Origin of the sequence: Rathayibacter sp. Leaf248 (genome assembly GCF_920939495.1) — a bacterium.
GTDB lineage: Bacteria > Actinomycetota > Actinomycetes > Actinomycetales > Microbacteriaceae > Rathayibacter > Rathayibacter caricis.
Genome location: NZ_CAKLAV010000001.1, coordinates 2,440,743 through 2,458,363, shown reverse-complemented (window position 1 = coordinate 2,458,363; position 17,621 = coordinate 2,440,743). Strand labels below are relative to the sequence as shown.

Sequence of the window (17,621 nt, the reverse complement as noted above, 5' to 3'; positions counted from 1 at the left end):
GGCGCTATTCCGCGCCGACCCGGGCGCTCGGCCCGCGGTCAGGGTCCGGACCCGCGATCTCGTGGATCGAAATGAATAGTGCCCCTGATCAGGATTTTCCCACTCCTCGACCGACAGCGGGTCAGCGGCCGAGGCGGCGCAGGAACGGAGCGGCCATCGCGCGCAGCTCGGGGTTGCGGGCGACCCAGAGGATCCCGAAGTAGACGATCGCCATGGTCGTGCCGATCACCGCCATCGAGAGCAGCGGTTCGACGTAGTTCGACACCGCGAAGCCGCCCGCCCGTGTGCCACCGAGCAGGATCAGCACCCCCCAACCCGCGGCCATGGCGGGGATCGCGGTCACGAGGTACTGCAGGAGGCGCACGACGATGCGACGACCGCCTCGGCCTCCGAGCGTGCGACGCAGCAGCAGGGCGGCCGTGATCGCCTGAGCGGCGATGCCGAGCGAGGTCGCGGAGGCGATCCCGACAGCGACCCGATCGGCGGGAAGCTGCAGGACGACGAGGTAACCGGTCACGGCCACGACGACCTGCACGATCGTGAAGACGAACGGGCGAGCTCCGTCGCTGAGTGCGTAGAACGCCCGCTGCATGATCGCGATCGAGGAGAAGAGCGGAAGGGACACGACGTACGCGATCGCGATCGCTCCGATGGCCCGCGCGTCCGCGAAGGAGTCCGAGAACACCGACCCGAACGGTACCGCGACGACCACGATCGCAGCGGCCGCGAAGACGATCATCATCTGCACGACCCGGAGCGACGTCGACACGTCCGACCGGAACTCCTTCATCTCGCCGCGAGCGGTGTGACCGCTCATCTTGGTGAAGTAGGCCATGGCGATCGAGATGGCGATCACGGAGTGAGGCAGCATGAAGATGAGCCACGCCTTCTGCAGCGCCGCCGCCGACGGCCCCTCTCCCGAGGCGTTGGAGGCGACCCGGCTCTCGACGATCCCCGCTCCGATGGTCAGCAACACGGTCGCGAACGACCAGAGAGACATGCGGCCGGCTGTCGCCAGGCCCACCCCTCGGAAGCGGAAGTCCGGTCGGTAGCGCAGTCCCACTCGCCGCCAGAAGAAGGTGAGGAAGCCGGCCTGAACGACGATGCCGAGGGTGGCGCTGCCTGCGAGGACCGCGATCATCACCGGTGTCCACGATCCGACGGGACGGTCGCCCTCCGGATCCGATCCGAAGAGCAGCGTGAAAGCGACGAGGCCCGTGATCGCGACGACGTTGTTGAGGACCGGCGCCCAGGTGAAGGGACCGAACGATCCGCGGGCGTTGAGGACTTCGCCCAGGATCGTGAACAGGCCGTAGAAGAAGATCTGCGGAAGGCACCAGAACGCGAAGGCGACCGTGAGCTCGTACTGAGCCGGCCCGTATCCGGGCGCGTAGAGCCGCACGAGGAGTGGACCGAGGAGGGTCGCTGCGACGGTGGTCGCGAGGAGGAGTCCGAGGGCCAGGGTGATCAGCCGGTTGATGTAGCCGGCGCCGCCGTCGGCATGCAGACCTGCTTTGACGATCTGCGGCACCAGGACGGCGTTGAGGGCGCCTCCGGCGATGATCGAGTAGATCGTGTTCGGGAGAAGATTCGCGGTCGTGAAGGCATCGGCACCCGGAGCGACGGCCGCGCCGATCGCGTTGGCCATGACGATCGACATGACGAAGCCGAGGATGCGCGAGACCATCGTGCCGGAGGCGAGGACGGCGCTCGCGCGTCCGAGGGAGAAGCTAGCCACGCGGGTCCGTTCGTCGGTCGTCCGGTCCGGGCTGGACCGCCAGGGGGGCGTTGGGGTCCTCCTCCGGCTCCACCGCCGCTCCGCCGCGGCGACGGCGGCGGATGTTGCGGAGGATCCCGACGCCGAAGACGACGACGAGCAGGAGGCCGAACGAGAGAGTGCCGACGGTCTCCCAGTCGGCGCGCACGTTGGTGCTCACGCGCGCCGGGAGGCCGATGACCGTGCCGTCGAGTGCGGTGAGCTGCATCCGGAGCGTCGTCTCGCCGCTGCCGACCCGCGCCTTGACCGGAATGAGGACGCGGCCCTGCGACCGCGCATCGATGGCGGTCGGCTCGATCGAGCTCTCGTCGATGTCGAGAACGGCGTTGGAGGTGGACGCGCTGATCTCGACAGTGACGGGCCACGGGAGGTCGTTGCGCACGTAGACCGGGATGCTGGAGTCGCGGGACAGCTGGTTGAGCGTGCTCGTGGCCTCGATCGAGACACCACTCAGTGTGGTGTCGGCGTTGTCGAGGCTCGTCGTGACCGCCTCCGCCCAGCCGGCGTCGTCGTCGCGCCACGAGACGGCCAGGACCGCGAGCATGTCGTTGCGCCGCTTTCCGCTCAGCAGCTGCGGGTCGGTGAGGACGGCCGAGAACTCCTCCACGCGGGAGGCGGCGTCCAGGAGGGTCGAGACGGTCTCGAGGCGCTCCTCCGATTCCGGCGCGTCGACGACGGCGGCGTCCGCCGTCTCGGGGGCCGTCAGAGCGGCGGCGAGCGAGGTCCCCTCCGCATACGGGAGCGCGTCGAGCGCGTCGAGCGTCTGCGCGAGGCGGACCCCGTCGAGAGCTGCGCCGCGCTCGAGGGCGAGGACGACGTCGGGCACCTCGCCCTCGCGCTGGACCTGCGCGAGGTCCGCGGTCAGCGCGGTCATGCGCGCGCGCCACTCCGAATCGGTGCCGGCCGTGACGGCGTCGTCGAGCGCGGTGGAGAGGACGCTGTCGCTGACGACCAGGTCGTGGCCGTCGACGACGGTCCGGGTCGCCGTGTCGTCCGGGAGGGTGAGGTTTGCCGAAGCGACGATCGTGCGGCTCATGCCGCTCGCGGCATAGACGTCGAGGTCCGCGGCCCGCACGGTCAGATCGTCGGGCCAGGCGATGGACCCGACGGTCGGCGACCAGTCGAACGCGAGCAGCGACTCCGCCGTCGGTCGGGCGGGCAGGACCTCGTCGGCCTGCTCGGTCGGGACGGGCTCCGGCGTCGCGGAGGGAGTGGCCGTGGTGGCCGGCTCGGCGAACAGGGTCGGATCGATGCCGTACTCGAACGACGTCGGCCCCAGCAGCGTCGCGAGGCCCGACTGCGCCTGCGCCGAGACGTCCGCATCCGCGTAGGGAAGGGGGAAGACCTCGTTCGGCGCCGACTCGAGGCGCTCGAGCCAGGCCGTCGCCGACTCCGGAGCGGCAGCGCCGAGGATCCGGATCGACGCGAGGATCCGCGGATCGACCCCGATCGCGACGGCGCGGCCGAGCACGGAGTCGAGCTGCCGCGAGAGCGTGCCGGTCGACTCCGTGTAGTCGGCGAGGGTCTCGGCCGGGATCAGGCCCTCGCCGGTGCCCGGGATCGTGAGCGGGACGAGGACGGCGACGCCCGTCTCCTGCGTCGACGGGACGCCGTCGGTCAGCTCCACCGCCGTGCGCGCCGTGGCGACGGGGCCTCCCGGACCGGTGACGGTGACGGCGACGGCGTGCGATCCGCGAGCGGCGGGATCGGAGGAGAACGGAACGGCGGCCGCGGGGATCGTGAGCGAGACCTGGGCGGAGCTCGAGGGGAGCAGGCGGACGTCCGCTCCGTCGCCGATCGGGAGGCCGGCGTCGTCGTCCTCTCCCCCGAGCCACTCGGCGAGCTCGTCGCGCGAATCGAGCGTGTCGGAGTCGATGGTCACCTCGACGCGGGCGCCGTCGATCGACTCCGTGGTGCCGTTGCGCACCGAGACCGACAGCTGCAGGTCCTGACCCGCGAGCAGGACGCCGTCGTTCGCTGCGCCGACCGTCGCGGTGACGGTGCCGTCGGCCGGGTCGTCGGGCGACGGCGAGCTCAGAGTGCTCGGCGCCGGAGTCGGAGTGGTGGCGAAGGCAGACGGGGCGACGCCGACGAGCGCGACCGCGAGGGCCGCCGCGCCGACGGCGCGGAGCAGCTGCGGGACCGGGGATCGATCCGAGAGGGTGGGGCCGCGCCGATGCATCGAACTCACTCGGCCTCCATGCGGGTGATTCTACGTGCAGGCCCGCCGGGGGCGGCGGGGCGGGTCGTGGGAACGGCTGTAACCGGTCTTAGCGGTTAGCACCACCAGCGCCCCTGGGCGCGTCGCCCGCCGCGACTACACTCGTGCGAATGCACAGCGTCCAGGCGGCACTCGAGACCCTCCGCGCACTGGCGGCCACTCCCACGGTGGCGCGGCTGGCGGAGGCGTTCGCCGCCGAGGGCCACGAGCTCGCGCTGGTCGGCGGTCCGGTCCGCGACGCGTTCCTGGGTCACGGGGTGCACGACCTCGACTTCACCACGTCCGCCCGCCCCGACGACATCGTGCGCATCGTCGCTCCGATCGCCGAGGCGCACTGGGACATCGGGCGCGCCTTCGGCACCATCGGCGCGCGTCTCGCCGGCGAGACCGTCGAGATCACGACCTACCGCAGCGACAGCTACGACGGGGTGAGCAGGAAGCCCGAGGTGGAGTTCGGCGACACTCTCGAGGGCGACCTCGTGCGGCGGGACTTCACCGTCAACGCGATGGCGCTGCGGATCCCCGAGGTCGTCCTCGTGGATCCGTCCGGGGGTGTGGAGGACCTGCTCGCCGGGCGCCTGCGGACGCCCGCCGACGCCGAGGTGTCCTTCGGCGACGACCCGCTCCGCATGCTGCGGGGTGCGCGCTTCACCTCCCAGCTCGGGTTCCGCACCACGGAGGAGGTCGAGTGGGCGATGGCCGAGCTCGCGCCGCGCATCCGCGACGTCTCGGCCGAGCGGGTGCAGGAGGAGCTGCGGAAGCTGCTCTCCACCGCCTCCCCGCGCGCGGGCCTCGAGCTCCTCGTCGACACCGGTCTGGCCGGTTACTTCCTCCCGGAGCTGCCCGCCCTGCGCCTGGAGCAGGACGAGCACCACCACCACAAGGACGTCTACGTGCACAGCCTCACGGTGCTCGAGCAGGCGATCTCGCTCGAGCAGTCGCGGAACCCCGGAGCGGCACCCGACGTCGTGCTGCGGCTCGCCGCCCTGCTGCACGACATCGGCAAGCCCGCGACGCGCCGCCTCGAGCCCGGAGGAGCGGTCAGCTTCCACCACCACGATCTCGTCGGGTCCAAGCTCGCGACCAAGCGGATGCGCTCGCTCAAGTTCGACAAGCAGACGACCACCGAGGTGGCCCGGCTGATCGAGCTGCACCTGCGGTTCTTCGGCTACACCGACGGAGCGTGGACCGACTCCGCCGTGCGCCGCTACGTGACGGACGCCGGGCCCCTGCTCGAGCGGCTGCACATCCTCACGCGGGCCGACGTGACCACCCGCAACAAGCGGAAGGCCGACCGGCTGGCGCACGCCTACGACGACCTCGAGCACAGGATCGCGGAGCTCGCCGAGAAGGAGGAGCTCGCGTCCAAGCGGCCCGACCTCGACGGCACGGCGATCATGCGGATCCTCGACCTGCCGCCGGGGCCCGAGGTCGGAGCGGCGTACCGCTTCCTGCTCGAGCTGCGGCTCGAGGAGGGTCCGCTGGGCGAGGAGGTCGCGACGCAGCGGCTGAAGGAGTGGTGGGCGGCGCGCTGAGTCGGCGCGCGCACAGGCGCAGATCTCCTGACCGCGGGAACGGCCGCGATGGTAGGGTGTCCAGGTTGTCCACGACCAGACGCACTCGCGTCCGCGGGAGTGGGCAGATGCTACATACCCTCCTGTCACGGAAATACCGTGGCCGTTCAGTCCGAAGGAGGTGGGTTAGTGACGCATCAGTACGAAATCATGGTCATCCTGGACCCCGAGATCGATGAGCGCACCGTCGCTCCGAGTCTCGACAAGTTCCTCAACGTCATCCGCACCGATGGTGGATCCATCGACAAGGTGGACGTCTGGGGTCGCCGTCGTCTGGCGTACGAGATCAACAAGAAGACCGAGGGCATCTACGCCGTCGTGGACTTCACGTCGACCTCCGCCGCTGCGAACGAGCTCGACCGTCAGCTGAAGCTGTCCGAGGCCGTCATGCGCACCAAGGTGCTGCGGGCCGAAGAGGGCATCGCCCAGGTCGCGGCCGCCGCGAAGCTCGCCGACGAGAAGGCCGCCCGCAAGGCTGCCAAGGCCTCGGCCGCTCCCAAGGCGTAGCGCTCATGGCCGGCGAGACGATCATCACCGTGGTGGGGAACCTCACCTCCGACCCCGAGCTGCGCTACACGCAGAACGGGCTCGCGGTCGCGAACTTCACCATCGCCTCCACTCCGCGCACCTTCGACCGTCAGGCGAACGACTGGAAGGACGGCGAAGCGCTGTTCCTCCGGGCCTCCGTCTGGCGCGAGTTCGCCGAGCACGTCGCGGGATCGCTGACGAAGGGGAGCCGCGTCATCGCGACCGGCCGCCTGAAGCAGCGCTCGTACGAGACGAAGGAAGGCGAGAAGCGCACCAGCATCGAGCTGGAGATCGACGAGATCGGTCCCTCGCTCCGCTACGCGACCGCTCAGGTCACGCGTGCCTCCGGTGGAGGCGCGGGCGGCGGACGCGGCCAGGTCGGCGGCGGTCAGGGCGGGAGCCAGGGCGGTCAGGGCGGCTTCGGCGGCAACCAGGGGGGCTCCGGCGGCAACGCGGGAGGCAACCGCGGTGGCCAGGCCGAGGAGCCGTGGGCGCCGAGCGCGCCCGCCGGTGGCGACGTCTGGAGCACGCCGGGCAGCTACAACGACGAGACGCCGTTCTGAGCCTCGGGCTCGGACGCGACCTCACCTGAATCACGCCTTTCCCGCAGACCGCACGAGCGGCCGCGGGCGGGGGCGAACCAGAATCTAAGGAAACCACTATGGCTGGAAAGAGCAGCGGCGACCGCCGCAAGCCGATCCGCGGCAAGGGCGCGAAGAACGCGGCCCCCGCGAAGTCGGTCCGCGTGGGTGTCATCGACTACAAGGACGTCGCGACCCTCCGCAAGTTCATCTCGGAGCGCGGGAAGATCCGCGCCCGTCGTATCACCGGCGTCTCCGTCCAGGAGCAGCGCCTCATCGCCCGCGCCGTCAAGAACGCCCGCGAGATGGCGCTCCTGCCCTACGCCGGCAGCGGAAGGTAGGTAACGGTATGTCCAAGGTCATCCTGACCCACGAGGTCGACGGTCTCGGCTCCGCCGGTGACGTCGTCGACGTCAAGAACGGCTACGCCCGCAACTACCTCATCCCGCAGGGCTTCGGCGTCGCGTGGACCCGAGGCGGCGAGAAGCAGGTCGAGCAGATCAAGTCGGCCCGCGCCGCGCGCGAGCACAAGACGATCGAAGAGGCGCAGCACACCAAGCAGGTCCTCGAGGCCAACCGGGTGAAGCTCACCGTCAAGGCGGGCCGCGACGGCCGCCTGTTCGGCTCGGTCAAGACGAGCGACATCGCGAACGCGGTGGCGTCGGCCGGCTTCGGCGAGCTCGACAAGCGCAAGATCGTGATCGTGAACGCGATCAAGACGGTCGGCGAGCACGAGGCCGTGGTGCGTCTGCGCGACGACATCCAGGCCACCGTGAAGCTCCAGGTGGTCGCGGCCAAGTAAGGCCGCGAGACACGCCTCGAAGGGCGGTGCGGCGGGATCCCCGGGTCCTGCTGCACCGCCCTTCGTCGTCCCGTTCTCCACAGCTCCATCCACATACACCCAAACGCGCAGGCAACCTTCAATGTGGTCTGGAGACTCTTTTCCCCACAGGCCTGTGGAATAAACATTTCCCCTGGTCAGCGCAGTGAAAAAAGATCCGTACCGCTTCTGTTTCCACAGGGTTCTCCACATGTTGCTCACACGGAGTGCGGCGTTTCCCCGAAGTTGTCCACACTCTCCTCCACAGGGCGGTTTGACCCCGGTGTCGAGCGGTACGTAGTGTGGCGCAGCGCCCCGCGAGGGGAGCGGGACGACGCGTCCGGAGCACCGGCGCCGACCCTGTCGGAGGTCGCTGGTAGACCGGATCCGACGCTCGCGATCGCGGCTCGGCCGACGATCCGCGCGTTCCCGCGAGGCACCCGACAGGAGGAGGCGAAGGCATGACGATCGCGCACCTGGCGGTTCCCGGCTCGGACGGACGGAGCGAGGGCCGAGGCGAGGGCCGGGGCGACTCCCCGCGCCACGAGCGCACCCCTCCGCACGACCTGCTCGCCGAGCAGTCGGCACTCGGAGGCATGCTGCTCTCGAAGGACGCGGTCGCCGACGTCGTCGAGAGCGTCAAGGCCACCGACTTCTACATCCCCAAGCACGAGATCGTGTTCGACGCGATCCTGCAGCTCTACTCGCACGGCGAGCCCACCGACGTCATCGCGGTGACCGACGAGCTCACCAAGCAGGGCGAGCTGCAGCGCGCCGGCGGCGCCGACTACCTGCACTCGCTGACCGCGATGGTGCCCACGGCGGCGAACGCCGGCTACTACGCGTCGATCGTCGCCGAGCGGGCGCTGCTGCGCCGCCTGGTCGAGGCCGGCACCCGCATCGCGCAGATGGGCTACCAGGGCGAGGGCGAGGTCCTCGACCTGGTCAACACCGCCCAGGCCGAGATCTACAACGTCACGGGATCCGAGGCGGCGGAGGACTACGTCCCGCTGACCGATGCGGTGACCGTCGCGATCGACGAGATCGAGGCCGCCGCGCACAAGGACGGCGCCTTCACCGGAGTGCCGACCGGATTCGCCGACCTCGACGACCTCACCAACGGCTTCCACCCCGGTCAGATGATCATCGTCGCCGCGCGACCGGCGCTCGGGAAGTCGACCCTCGCGCTCGACTTCGCGCGGGCCGCCGCGATCAAGCACCAGATGCCGACGATCTTCTTCTCGCTCGAGATGGGGCGCAGCGAGATCGCGATGCGCCTGCTCTCGGCCGAGGCCTCCGTGCCCCTGCAGCACATGCGCAAGGGCACCGTCGACCAGCGCGACTGGACGACCATCGCGTCGACCCGCGGTCGCATCAACGACGCTCCGCTCTACATCGACGACTCGCCGAACCTCACGCTCGTCGAGATCCGCGCGAAGTGCCGCCGGCTCAAGCAGCGCATCGGCCTCAAGATGGTCGTCATCGACTACCTCCAGCTGATGACCTCCGGCAAGAAGGTCGAGAGCCGCCAGCAGGAGGTCTCGGAGTTCTCCCGTGCGCTCAAGCTCCTCGCGAAGGAGCTGCAGGTGCCGGTCATCGCTCTGTCGCAGCTGAACCGTGGACCGGAGCAGCGCGCGGACAAGCTCCCCGCGATCTCCGACCTCCGCGAGTCCGGCTCGATCGAGCAGGACGCCGACATGGTGATCCTCCTGCACCGCGAGAGCGCCTACGAGAAGGACAACCCGCGCGCGGGCGAGGCCGACCTCATCGTCGCCAAGCACCGCAACGGCCCGACCCGCACGGTGACCGTGGGCTTCCACGGCCACTTCTCGCGCTTCGCCGACATCCCGGCGGTCTGACGCTCCCACGATCAGGAGGCCGAGTTGGAGAGTGCCGTTGACGCTCCAACTGCACTAGGTTGAAATCCGCCAGTTCCAACTCGAACCGCATTTTCGTTGTAGCGTCGGTGCATGGATCAGCGCCGCTTCGCCGACTCGCCGTTCGGATGTCCGACTCGGGAACCGGGGAACAAGTGGGCCTTCACTTACTACCTGCCGAAGCCGATACCTCGCACCCTCGACCTCTCTGCGGACGTCGTATCGGCTCTCTCCGAGGCTGACGCGGCGCTGGGCCATCTTCAGGGTCTGGGAATGCTCATCACCGATCCCGGGCAGCTCATCGGGCCGTATCTGCGGAGGGAGGCTTTGGCGAGTTCCCGCATCGAGGGAACCCAGGCGTCCCTCTCCGACGTCTTCCAGTCGGAGATCGATGAGGATTCACGGAACGACGACACGGCCGAGGTCCACCGCTACCTCGAAGCGACGAGCCAGGCCTACGAGCTGGCGAAGACCCTTCCCATCACCCAGCGGCTGATCCTCGCGGTGCACGCGACGCTTCTCACGGGGGTGCGAGGCGAGGAGAAGAGCCCTGGTGAGTTCAGGACGTCGCCGGTCTGGGTCGGACATGCCGGCGCGACTCCGGAGACCGCCACCTTCGTGCCTCCGCTACCTGTCCATCTGGGTGATCTGCTCGCCGACTGGGAGCGATTCGTGAACGACGACGGCCGCCACCTCCCCGCGTTGATCCAAGCGGGTCTCATGCATTACCAGTTCGAGACGATCCACCCCTTCCTCGACGGGAACGGGCGGATCGGGCGTCTGCTGATCAACCTGCTCCTCATGGAACGGAGGCGACTTCCTCTGCCCCTCCTGTACCTCTCCCATTTCTTCGAGACGCATCGCGAGGAGTACTACGAGCGCCTGCAGGCCGTTCGGGAGACCAGCGACGTGGACGGATGGCTGATGTTCTTCCTCAGGGCCGTTCGCGCGCAATCGGACGATGCGGTGGCGCGCTCTCGGAAGCTCATTCGAATCCGTGAGCGTTACTACGAGGAGGCCATCAAGGAGAGGTCGAGCCTGCCGCGACTGGTCGAGATCATCGTTCGGAATCCGTTCGTCACTGTCCGACATGTCCAGACGCGACTCGACATCACGAACCAGGGAGCGAGGAATCTCATCCGCAATGCCGAGGCCCGGGGATGGCTCAGGTCATTGGGCACTCATGGTCGTGGAGGAAAGGAGCATTGGTATTCGCCCGACATCTTCGAGGTGATGGAGTTGCCGATGGAGTACGACGAGACCGCCGATGCTCCCGTGGGTGGACGCTGGTGAAGGGCCGTCAGCAGGTCGAGGACGTGCCGCTGGACGGCGGGTCCATCCGCCTCGGGCAGTTCCTGAAGTTCGCGGGGATCCTCGACACCGGGGGCGAGGTGAAGGAGGCGGTCGCCGACGGTCTCGTGCGGGTGAACGGGGAGGTCGACCGCCGACGCGGGCGCCAGCTGGCGGTCGGCGACGTCGTCGAGATCGGCGGGCGGCGGTTCCGCGTCACGGCGTGACTCCGTCCGTCCAGAACTGAGCGCCGGTCGAGCGGCGCCGATGCGGTGACCGGCTCTTCCTGAGGGCCGTGCGGGGTGCACCCGTGAATGCTGTCAGGACGATGACCTCCGCGAGGGGAGGGGTGACAGGCTCGGAGGACACCGACCTCCGGGTGCTCTGCGTGGTGGGCGCGGATCCGGACGTCGCCTCGCGAACGACAGGAGAGCGTCCCATGCAGGTAGGCATTCATTTCATGAACTTCACGCTGCCGGGTGGCAGCGCGGGGATCGCTCCGATCCTCGGGGCCACGGCCCGGACGGCCGAGGACGTGGGCTGCGAGTGGTTCACGCTGATGGACCACTACTTCCAGATGGAGCAGTTCGCGACGAGCGAGGATCCGATGCTCGAGGGGTACACCTCGCTCGGGTTCCTCGCGGGACGGACGGAGCGGCTCCGTCTGGGGCTGCTCGTGACCGGGGTCACCTACCGGCACCCGGGGCTGCTCGCGAAGATCGTCACGACGCTCGACGTGCTCTCGGGCGGGCGCGCGATGCTCGGGATCGGCGCGGCCTGGTACGAGCGCGAGCACCTCGGGCTCGGCGTGCCGTACCCGCCGCTGAAGGAGCGGTTCGAGCGGCTCGAGGAGACGCTGCGGATCTGCCGGCAGATGTGGAGCGAGGACGACGGTCCGTTCGAGGGCGAGCACTACCGGCTCGCCGAGACGCTGAACCACCCGGAGCCGATCCAGAAGCCGGGTCCGCCGATCCTGATCGGAGGCGGTGGCGAGAAGAAGACTCTGCGGCTCGTGGCGCAGTACGGCGACGCGTGCAACCTGTTCGCGACGGGTGCCGAGGCGGTCGCGCACAAGCTGGACGTGCTGCGGCGGCACTGCGACGAGCTCGGACGCGACTACGACGCGATCACCAAGACGATCATCGGCGGCGGGGACCCGATCGGGGACCCCGACGGCTTCGTGCGGGCGATGGAGGAGTACGCGGCGATCGGCATCACGCTCGTGGAGCTGGCGCCGCAGGGGCCGGACCCGGAGGGGTACGTGGCACGGCTCGGCGAGGGCGTGATCGGCCGGCTGAGGGAGCTGGGCTGAGAGGCGGTTCAGCCGGCTCGTGGGAACGCGTTCGGCTCTCAGGAACTGAGTGTTCTCGCGAGCCGAAGGCGTTTCTGCGAGCCGAAGCTGCAGACGACGTGGTCGCTGCGAGAGTGGAATCGCGTGGGGGCACGAGTGTCGCCCGGATGGAGGAGGTCCGATGGACGCGGAGTCGACGGGCGAGCTGGTGGATCGGCTGAGCGTGGACGGACGAGTGCTCGAGAGGGTGCGGCGGCCGGCGCTCGCCGTGACGATGGGGCTGGAACCTCATCCGGAGGGCGGCTGGTACCGGCGCACCTGGACGTCTCCGGAACGGCTGACGCTCACGGCGCCCGACGGCTCGACGCGCGAGCGGCCGGCGGCGACGCTGATCGTGTTCCTGCTGCCCTCCGGTGAGAGCTCGGCGTGGCATCGGGTGTCGTCGGCCGAGACGTGGATCTGGAACGGACCGGGGCGGGTGGCGCTGCAGTTCGGCGGGAACGGTGACGAGCCGGTGGACGGGGAGACCGTGCTGCTCGGGTCGGCGGTCGACGGGCTGGCGGTGCAGGCGCTCGTGCCGGCTGACGTGTGGCAGCGGACGCTGCCGTCGACCGAGGACGCGGTGGTGAGCTGCCTGGTGTCGCCGGGGTTCGACTTCGCGGACTTCTCGATGCCGGAGGAGTGACGGCGGGTACCGGCACCGGGTCGAGGGCCGGCATCCGGAGTGGCGGAGTCCGGACGGCGTGCTGCCGCGCTGAGACGGCACGACGCCGGCCCGATCTGAGCAGGGTCGGCGTCGTGCGGGGGTGCCCGACTACTCGAGCAGCTTGCCTGCGGTGGCGACCTCGCGGATGAGGGACTGGATCTCCTCCGGGACCGCGGGGATCTGCTCGCGGGTGATCCCGGTGGCGGGGGACCAGACCAGGTTCACCTGAAGGGCCGGGTCGAGATCCGGGTAGTCGCTGCGGTTGTGGCAGCCGCGGCTCTCGCGGCGCTCGAGGGCGGCCTCGAGGGTGGCGCGGGCGGCCATGGCGGCGGACTTGAGGTCGAAGGCGTGCGCGAGGTCCTGGAAGCCGGCGATGTCGGGGTGCACGCCGATGTCGGCGATGCGGGCCTCGATCGCGTCGAGCTCGGCGAGGCCCGCGAGAAGGCCGGCCTCGTCGCGGACGACTCCGGCGTGCTCGGTCATCGTGTTGCGGATGGCGCGCTGCAGGGCGCGGACGTTCTCGGTGCCGTCGGCGGCCAGCAGGTCGGCGATCTCGTCGCGGGCGACCTGCAGCGAGGCCGCCGAGCGGGTCTGCGCGGTCAGCGACGCGGAGTACTCCGCGGCGGCCTGTCCGACGATGCGGCCGAAGACGAGCAGCTCGATCAGCGAGTTGCCGCCGAGCCTGTTCGCGCCGTGCAGGCCGCTGGAGGCCTCGCCGATGGCGTAGAGGCCGGGGACGTCGGTGCTGTGGTCGTCCGAGCGGACCCAGACGCCGCCCATCGAGTAGTGCGCGGTCGGCGCGATCTCGATCGGGTCCGTCGTGATGTCGAGCATCTGCAGCTCGAGCATCGTCTGGTAGACGCGGGGGAGGCGGGTCATGATCGTCTCGCGCGGCAGGTGCGAGACGTCGAGCCAGACTCCGCCGTTCGGCGTGCCGCGACCCTCCTTGATCTCGGTGTAGCAGGCCAGCGCGACGCGGTCGCGGGTCGAGAGCTCGAGCCGCTCGGGGTCGTACTTGTGCATGAAGCGCTCGCCGAGTCCGTTGCGGAGGATGCCGCCCTCGCCGCGCGCCGCCTCCGAGATGAGCGTGCCGGCCGCGTTCTCGGGCTCGATGATGCCCGACGGGTGGAACTGCACCAGCTCGGGGTCGCGCAGGCGTCCGCCGGCCTCGACGGCCAGGCGGAACGAGTCGCCCGTGTTCTCGTCACGGCGCGAGGAGGTGCGGCGCCAGATGCGGTTGTGGCCGCCCGCGGCGAGGATGACGGCGTCGGCGTGGATGAGGTAGCGGGTGCCGTCGACGAGGTCGAAGCCGTAGGCGCCGAAGACGGCGCCGTCGTCGTTGGTGAGGATGCGCGTGACGTAGACGGTGTCGAGGATCGGGATCTCGAGCTGAGCGGCGCGGTTGACGAGTGTGCGCTGGATCTCGAGGCCGGTGTAGTCGCCCGCGAAGGCGGTGCGACGGTAGGTGTGGGCGCCGAAGAAGCGCTGCGAGATGCGGCCGTCGTCCTCGCGGGCGAAGGGCATGCCGTAGCGCTCGAGGTCCTGGATGCCGCGGGCGGCGTTCTTCGTGACGATCTCGACGGTGTGCGGGTTCGCGAGCAGGTACGACTCGGTGATGGTGTCGGCCGCGTGCTGCTGCCAGCTGTCGTCGGGGTCCATCGTGGCGAGGGCCGCGTTGATGCCGCCGGCCGCGAGCGAGGTGTGGGCGTCGGACTTCGAGCGCTTGCCCAGCGCGAGGACGTCGACGCCGGCCTCGGCCAGCTCGATCGCGGCGCGCAGGCCCGAGCCGCCGGTGCCGATGACGAGGACGGAGGTGGAGATCCGGCGCTCCGGGGTGGTGGTCGCTGAAGTGGTCATGCCTCCACGCTAGGTTTCAGCGTTCGATTACTCCAATGCATCTTCCGCCTGCTGGCGATGCGCTTAGGCTATGTTCGTGAACTTGGAGCAGCTGACCGGATTCGTCGAGATCGCGCGGTCGGGCAGCTTCACCCGCGCAGCCGAGTCGCTGCATCTCGCGCAGCCCTCGTTGAGCCGCCAGATCGCCGCGCTGGAGCAGGATCTGGGGTCGGAGCTGTTCCACCGCTCCCGCGCCGGCAACACGCTCACCTCGGCCGGCGAGCTCCTCCTGCCTCTCGCACGGCGCATGCTCGCCGACGCGGAGTCGGTGCGCCGCGAGCTGGCGGAACTCGCCGGGCTCGAGCGCGGCCGGGTACGGTTCGGCGCGACTCCGACGCTCTGCATCAGCCTCGTCGCCGAGGTGCTGCACGCGTTCCACGCGGCGCACCCCGCCATCGAGCTGCACCTCGCCGAGGACGGCTCGCGCAGCCTCTTCGACCGCCTCGCCCGGGGTGAGCTCGATCTCGCGCTCGTGACGACGTCGACCGCGGCGGCCCTCGGCGCGTTCACCGTGACTCCGCTGCTCGTCGAGGAGCTCGTCGTGGTCTCGTCGGCCGCGGAGCCCGCGTTGGCGGAGTCGGGCGCGCTCGATCTGGCGGCCGTGGCCCGCCTGCCGCAGATCGTCTTCAACTCGAGCTACGACCTGCGCCGCACGACCGACGCGGCGTTCTCGGCGGCCGGACTGACGCCCGACGTCGTGCTGGAGGGGGCGGAGATGGACGCGGTGCTGCGCTTCGCCGAGCGGGGCCTGGGCGTCGCGATCGTGCCGGCGATGGTGCTGCAGGGGCGGCCGGGGCTGCGGTCCGTGCGGATCGAGGAGCCGACGCGGCTGACCCGGACCATCAGCCTCGCGCGGCCGGCGGACCTGGCGCCGACGGCGGCGGTGCGGGTGATGCAGCGGACGATCGCGGCGACGGCGCGGGCGTTCGCGGCGCAGGCGGGCGGGACGATGCGGGTGGCGGAGGCTCGGGAGTCGGCGGAGGGGCGCGGGTAGGGGCAGGCGATCGTGGAGGAGGCCGCTCCGTACAGGGCGGCGGAGCGGCTCCTGTCTGGGAGGGCTCCGACGCGGTGTCACCATCAGGCCGACACCGGCGTGATCAGCGGGCGGAGCCGTCCTCGATCCGGGCCGGACGACTTCGCACAATGCCCGTGACATCCGTTCGGCCCCCTGCATACACTCCTCGGAGCACAGGCCGCACAAGGGATCCGAGCAGCCGCTCGGCGTCTGCATCTCTTCCCTCCGCTCGGTCGTTCGTCTTCGCAGAGAGACGAGCGGAGAGGCTCGATGACCATGTCTGAGAGAAGGACTCCGTCCAGGCGGACGATCCTCGCCGCCTCCGTGGCCGGCGCGGGAGCCGTCGCCTTCGCCACCCCGGCCGTCGCCGCGGGCGACCTCGGTGCGGTCCCGAAGCTCCCCGGCGAGGTGTCCCGGATGGCGACCGCGACGTCGCGCACGGGGAGGAAGCGCTACGAGATCATCGACGTCGTCGTCGCGGGAGACCGATCCCGACTGTTCGTCCCGCACGCCGCCCCGCCTTCGCAGAGCGTCGGAGCGACGATGCTCTGGTACTACCACTCCCTCAACGCCAACCACACCGCGCTCTCGAGCGCCTTCGCCTACTCGGCGGACCTGGCGGTGGATCGCGGGATCGTCAGCATCTGCCCGACCTACGGCGGCGGCACCTACACCAGTGACAGGGCGATCGAGATCCAGGTCGCGGTGGCTGCATGGGCGTCATCTCTCTGGCGCATCGAGGCGAGCCTGCTGCGCTCGGACTCCGGTGGCGGTCCACTGCTCGCCTGGGCCTACGGCAAGCGGCTGGTCCCGAGGGTCCTCGGTGCGTATCTCGCCAGCAGCTCCTACGACCTGGAGGAGCGCGCGGCCAGCGAGCCGCAGAAGGTGCTGCCCTACTTCCGCGACGCCGCGGCCATCGCCGCCGCGAATCCTGCTCGTCTTCCCCAGGAGGTCTGGCGCAACGCTCGGCTCCGCATCACGGGCTCACCGGACGACGTCGTCGTGCCCTTCGCGAAGCACGGCATGGCGCTGCATGCGAGGGCGCTCCCGGTCGCGAAGGAGGCGACCCTCCGCTCCCATCCGGGCGAGGGCACCAACGGGCACGCCGCTCCGAGCTTCACGAACAAGGAGATGCTGGAGTACTTCACCCGGTGGCTCGCCGAGGGACCGGTGAGCGAGCCGTCGGCGGTTCTCCCGGGCGCGGGGACGTACGAGAACGGCTCCGACAAGATCGCGACGACCGGGACGTGGTCGACGCTGACGTCGGCGTCGGACAGCGGAGGGAGCATCGCGTACTCGAGCACGGCGGGGGCTTCGGCGACGCTCGCGTTCACGGGCACGGGGATCAGCTGGGTGAGCCGCCTCACCTCGTCCTCGGGCATCAACGAGGTGCGGCTCGACGGAGTGAAGGTCGCGACGGTCGACCGGTACAGCGCGACGTCCCGTGCGAAGCAGACGGTGTGGAGCAGCGGTCCTCTTCCCGCGGGCAAGCACACGCTCACCGTCTCCCGTGGAACCACGCGCAACCCTGCGGCCACGGGCTCGAACCTCATCCTCGACGCGTTCGTCGTCACCGCCGCACCGCCGCCTCCGTCGGCGCTTCCGGGCGCGGGGACGTACGAGAACGGGTCGGATCGGATCGTGACGACCGGGACGTGGTCCACGCTGACGTCGGCGTCGGACAGCGGCGGGAGCATCGCGCACTCGAGCACGGCGGGCGCGTCGGCGACGCTGCGGTTCACGGGGACGGGGGTGAGTTGGGTGAGTCGCCTCACGAGTTCGTCGGGGATCAACGAGGTCGAGCTGGACGGGGTGAAGGTGGCGAGCGTCGACCGGTACAGCGCGACGTCGCGGGCGAAGCAGACGGTGTGGAGCAGCGGGCCCTTGGCCGCGGGGCCGCACGAGGTCACGGTGTCTCGCGGGACGGGGCGCAATCCTGCGTCCACGGGGTCGAACGTGATCCTCGACGCGTTCGTCGTCGTCGACACGACTGCGGCGCCGGCGACGTAGGGTCCGATCGCGCTCGCGACGCAGCCCCTCAGCGT

The 17,621-nt window shown here is 70.0% G+C and carries 15 protein-coding genes; 12 read left to right on the top strand and 3 right to left on the bottom strand.

Annotated elements, in window-relative coordinates; translation table 11 throughout:
- Positions 1-121: 121 nt before the first annotated feature.
- Positions 122-1,738 (bottom strand): murein biosynthesis integral membrane protein MurJ, encoded by a 1,617-nt coding sequence (murJ, locus tag LRG51_RS11730; protein ID WP_230672860.1) that lies wholly within the window; start codon positions 1,736-1,738, stop codon positions 122-124.
- Complete coding sequence (locus LRG51_RS11725) at positions 1,731-3,959, bottom strand: DUF6049 family protein (RefSeq protein ID WP_230673118.1); 2,229 nt, start codon at positions 3,957-3,959, stop codon at positions 1,731-1,733. Before LRG51_RS11725 ends, murJ begins: the two co-directional genes overlap by 8 nt.
- Before the next feature lie 149 nt (positions 3,960-4,108).
- Between LRG51_RS11725 and LRG51_RS11720 the strand changes: the two genes are divergently transcribed.
- The 10 genes from LRG51_RS11720 to LRG51_RS11675 all read left to right on the top strand — a co-directional run bounded on the left by LRG51_RS11720 (position 4,109) and on the right by LRG51_RS11675 (position 12,644).
- A complete protein-coding gene (locus LRG51_RS11720; protein WP_230672859.1) occupies positions 4,109-5,533 on the top strand; it encodes a CCA tRNA nucleotidyltransferase in 1,425 nt (474 codons plus the stop codon).
- A 168-nt stretch (positions 5,534-5,701) separates the two neighbouring features.
- Positions 5,702-6,079, top strand: a complete 378-nt coding sequence (gene rpsF / locus LRG51_RS11715) for a 30S ribosomal protein S6 (RefSeq protein ID WP_055784548.1) — start codon at positions 5,702-5,704, stop codon at positions 6,077-6,079.
- A gap of 5 nt (positions 6,080-6,084) precedes the next feature.
- On the top strand, positions 6,085-6,663 hold the full coding sequence (locus LRG51_RS11710; RefSeq protein ID WP_056868853.1) for a single-stranded DNA-binding protein: 579 nt from the start codon (positions 6,085-6,087) through the stop codon (positions 6,661-6,663).
- 98 nt (positions 6,664-6,761) lie between these two features.
- Positions 6,762-7,022 carry a 30S ribosomal protein S18 gene (gene rpsR / locus LRG51_RS11705; protein ID WP_055784551.1) on the top strand — a complete coding sequence of 87 codons (261 nt, stop codon included), beginning with the start codon at positions 6,762-6,764 and terminating at the stop codon, positions 7,020-7,022.
- Between the two features lie 8 nt (positions 7,023-7,030).
- On the top strand, positions 7,031-7,483 hold the full coding sequence (rplI, locus tag LRG51_RS11700; RefSeq protein WP_055784554.1) for a 50S ribosomal protein L9: 453 nt from the start codon (positions 7,031-7,033) through the stop codon (positions 7,481-7,483).
- Between the two features lie 479 nt (positions 7,484-7,962).
- Positions 7,963-9,360 carry a replicative DNA helicase gene (dnaB, locus tag LRG51_RS11695; RefSeq protein WP_055784557.1) on the top strand — a complete coding sequence of 466 codons (1,398 nt, stop codon included), beginning with the start codon at positions 7,963-7,965 and terminating at the stop codon, positions 9,358-9,360.
- A gap of 111 nt (positions 9,361-9,471) precedes the next feature.
- On the top strand, positions 9,472-10,671 hold the full coding sequence (locus LRG51_RS11690) for a Fic family protein (RefSeq protein WP_230672858.1): 1,200 nt from the start codon (positions 9,472-9,474) through the stop codon (positions 10,669-10,671).
- Positions 10,668-10,895 carry an RNA-binding S4 domain-containing protein gene (locus tag LRG51_RS11685; RefSeq protein ID WP_230672857.1) on the top strand — a complete coding sequence of 76 codons (228 nt, stop codon included), beginning with the start codon at positions 10,668-10,670 and terminating at the stop codon, positions 10,893-10,895. Before LRG51_RS11690 ends, LRG51_RS11685 begins: the two co-directional genes overlap by 4 nt.
- Before the next feature lie 212 nt (positions 10,896-11,107).
- A complete protein-coding gene (locus tag LRG51_RS11680; protein WP_230672856.1) occupies positions 11,108-11,980 on the top strand; it encodes an LLM class F420-dependent oxidoreductase in 873 nt (290 codons plus the stop codon).
- Between the two features lie 160 nt (positions 11,981-12,140).
- Positions 12,141-12,644: a cupin domain-containing protein gene (locus LRG51_RS11675; RefSeq protein ID WP_230672855.1), complete on the top strand. Its 504-nt coding sequence runs from the start codon at positions 12,141-12,143 to the stop codon at positions 12,642-12,644.
- A gap of 129 nt (positions 12,645-12,773) precedes the next feature.
- Here the strand turns inward: LRG51_RS11675 and LRG51_RS11670 are convergent, their stop codons facing one another.
- On the bottom strand, positions 12,774-14,522 hold the full coding sequence (locus tag LRG51_RS11670; RefSeq protein WP_230672854.1) for an L-aspartate oxidase: 1,749 nt from the start codon (positions 14,520-14,522) through the stop codon (positions 12,774-12,776).
- 70 nt (positions 14,523-14,592) lie between these two features.
- Between LRG51_RS11670 and LRG51_RS11665 the strand changes: the two genes are divergently transcribed.
- Both LRG51_RS11665 and LRG51_RS11660 read left to right on the top strand, forming a co-directional pair.
- Complete coding sequence (locus LRG51_RS11665) at positions 14,593-15,555, top strand: LysR family transcriptional regulator (RefSeq protein ID WP_230672853.1); 963 nt, start codon at positions 14,593-14,595, stop codon at positions 15,553-15,555.
- 297 nt (positions 15,556-15,852) lie between these two features.
- Positions 15,853-17,586, top strand: coding sequence for a hypothetical protein (locus LRG51_RS11660; protein ID WP_230672852.1), 1,734 nt, complete (start codon positions 15,853-15,855; stop codon positions 17,584-17,586).
- Positions 17,587-17,621: the final 35 nt, after the last annotated feature.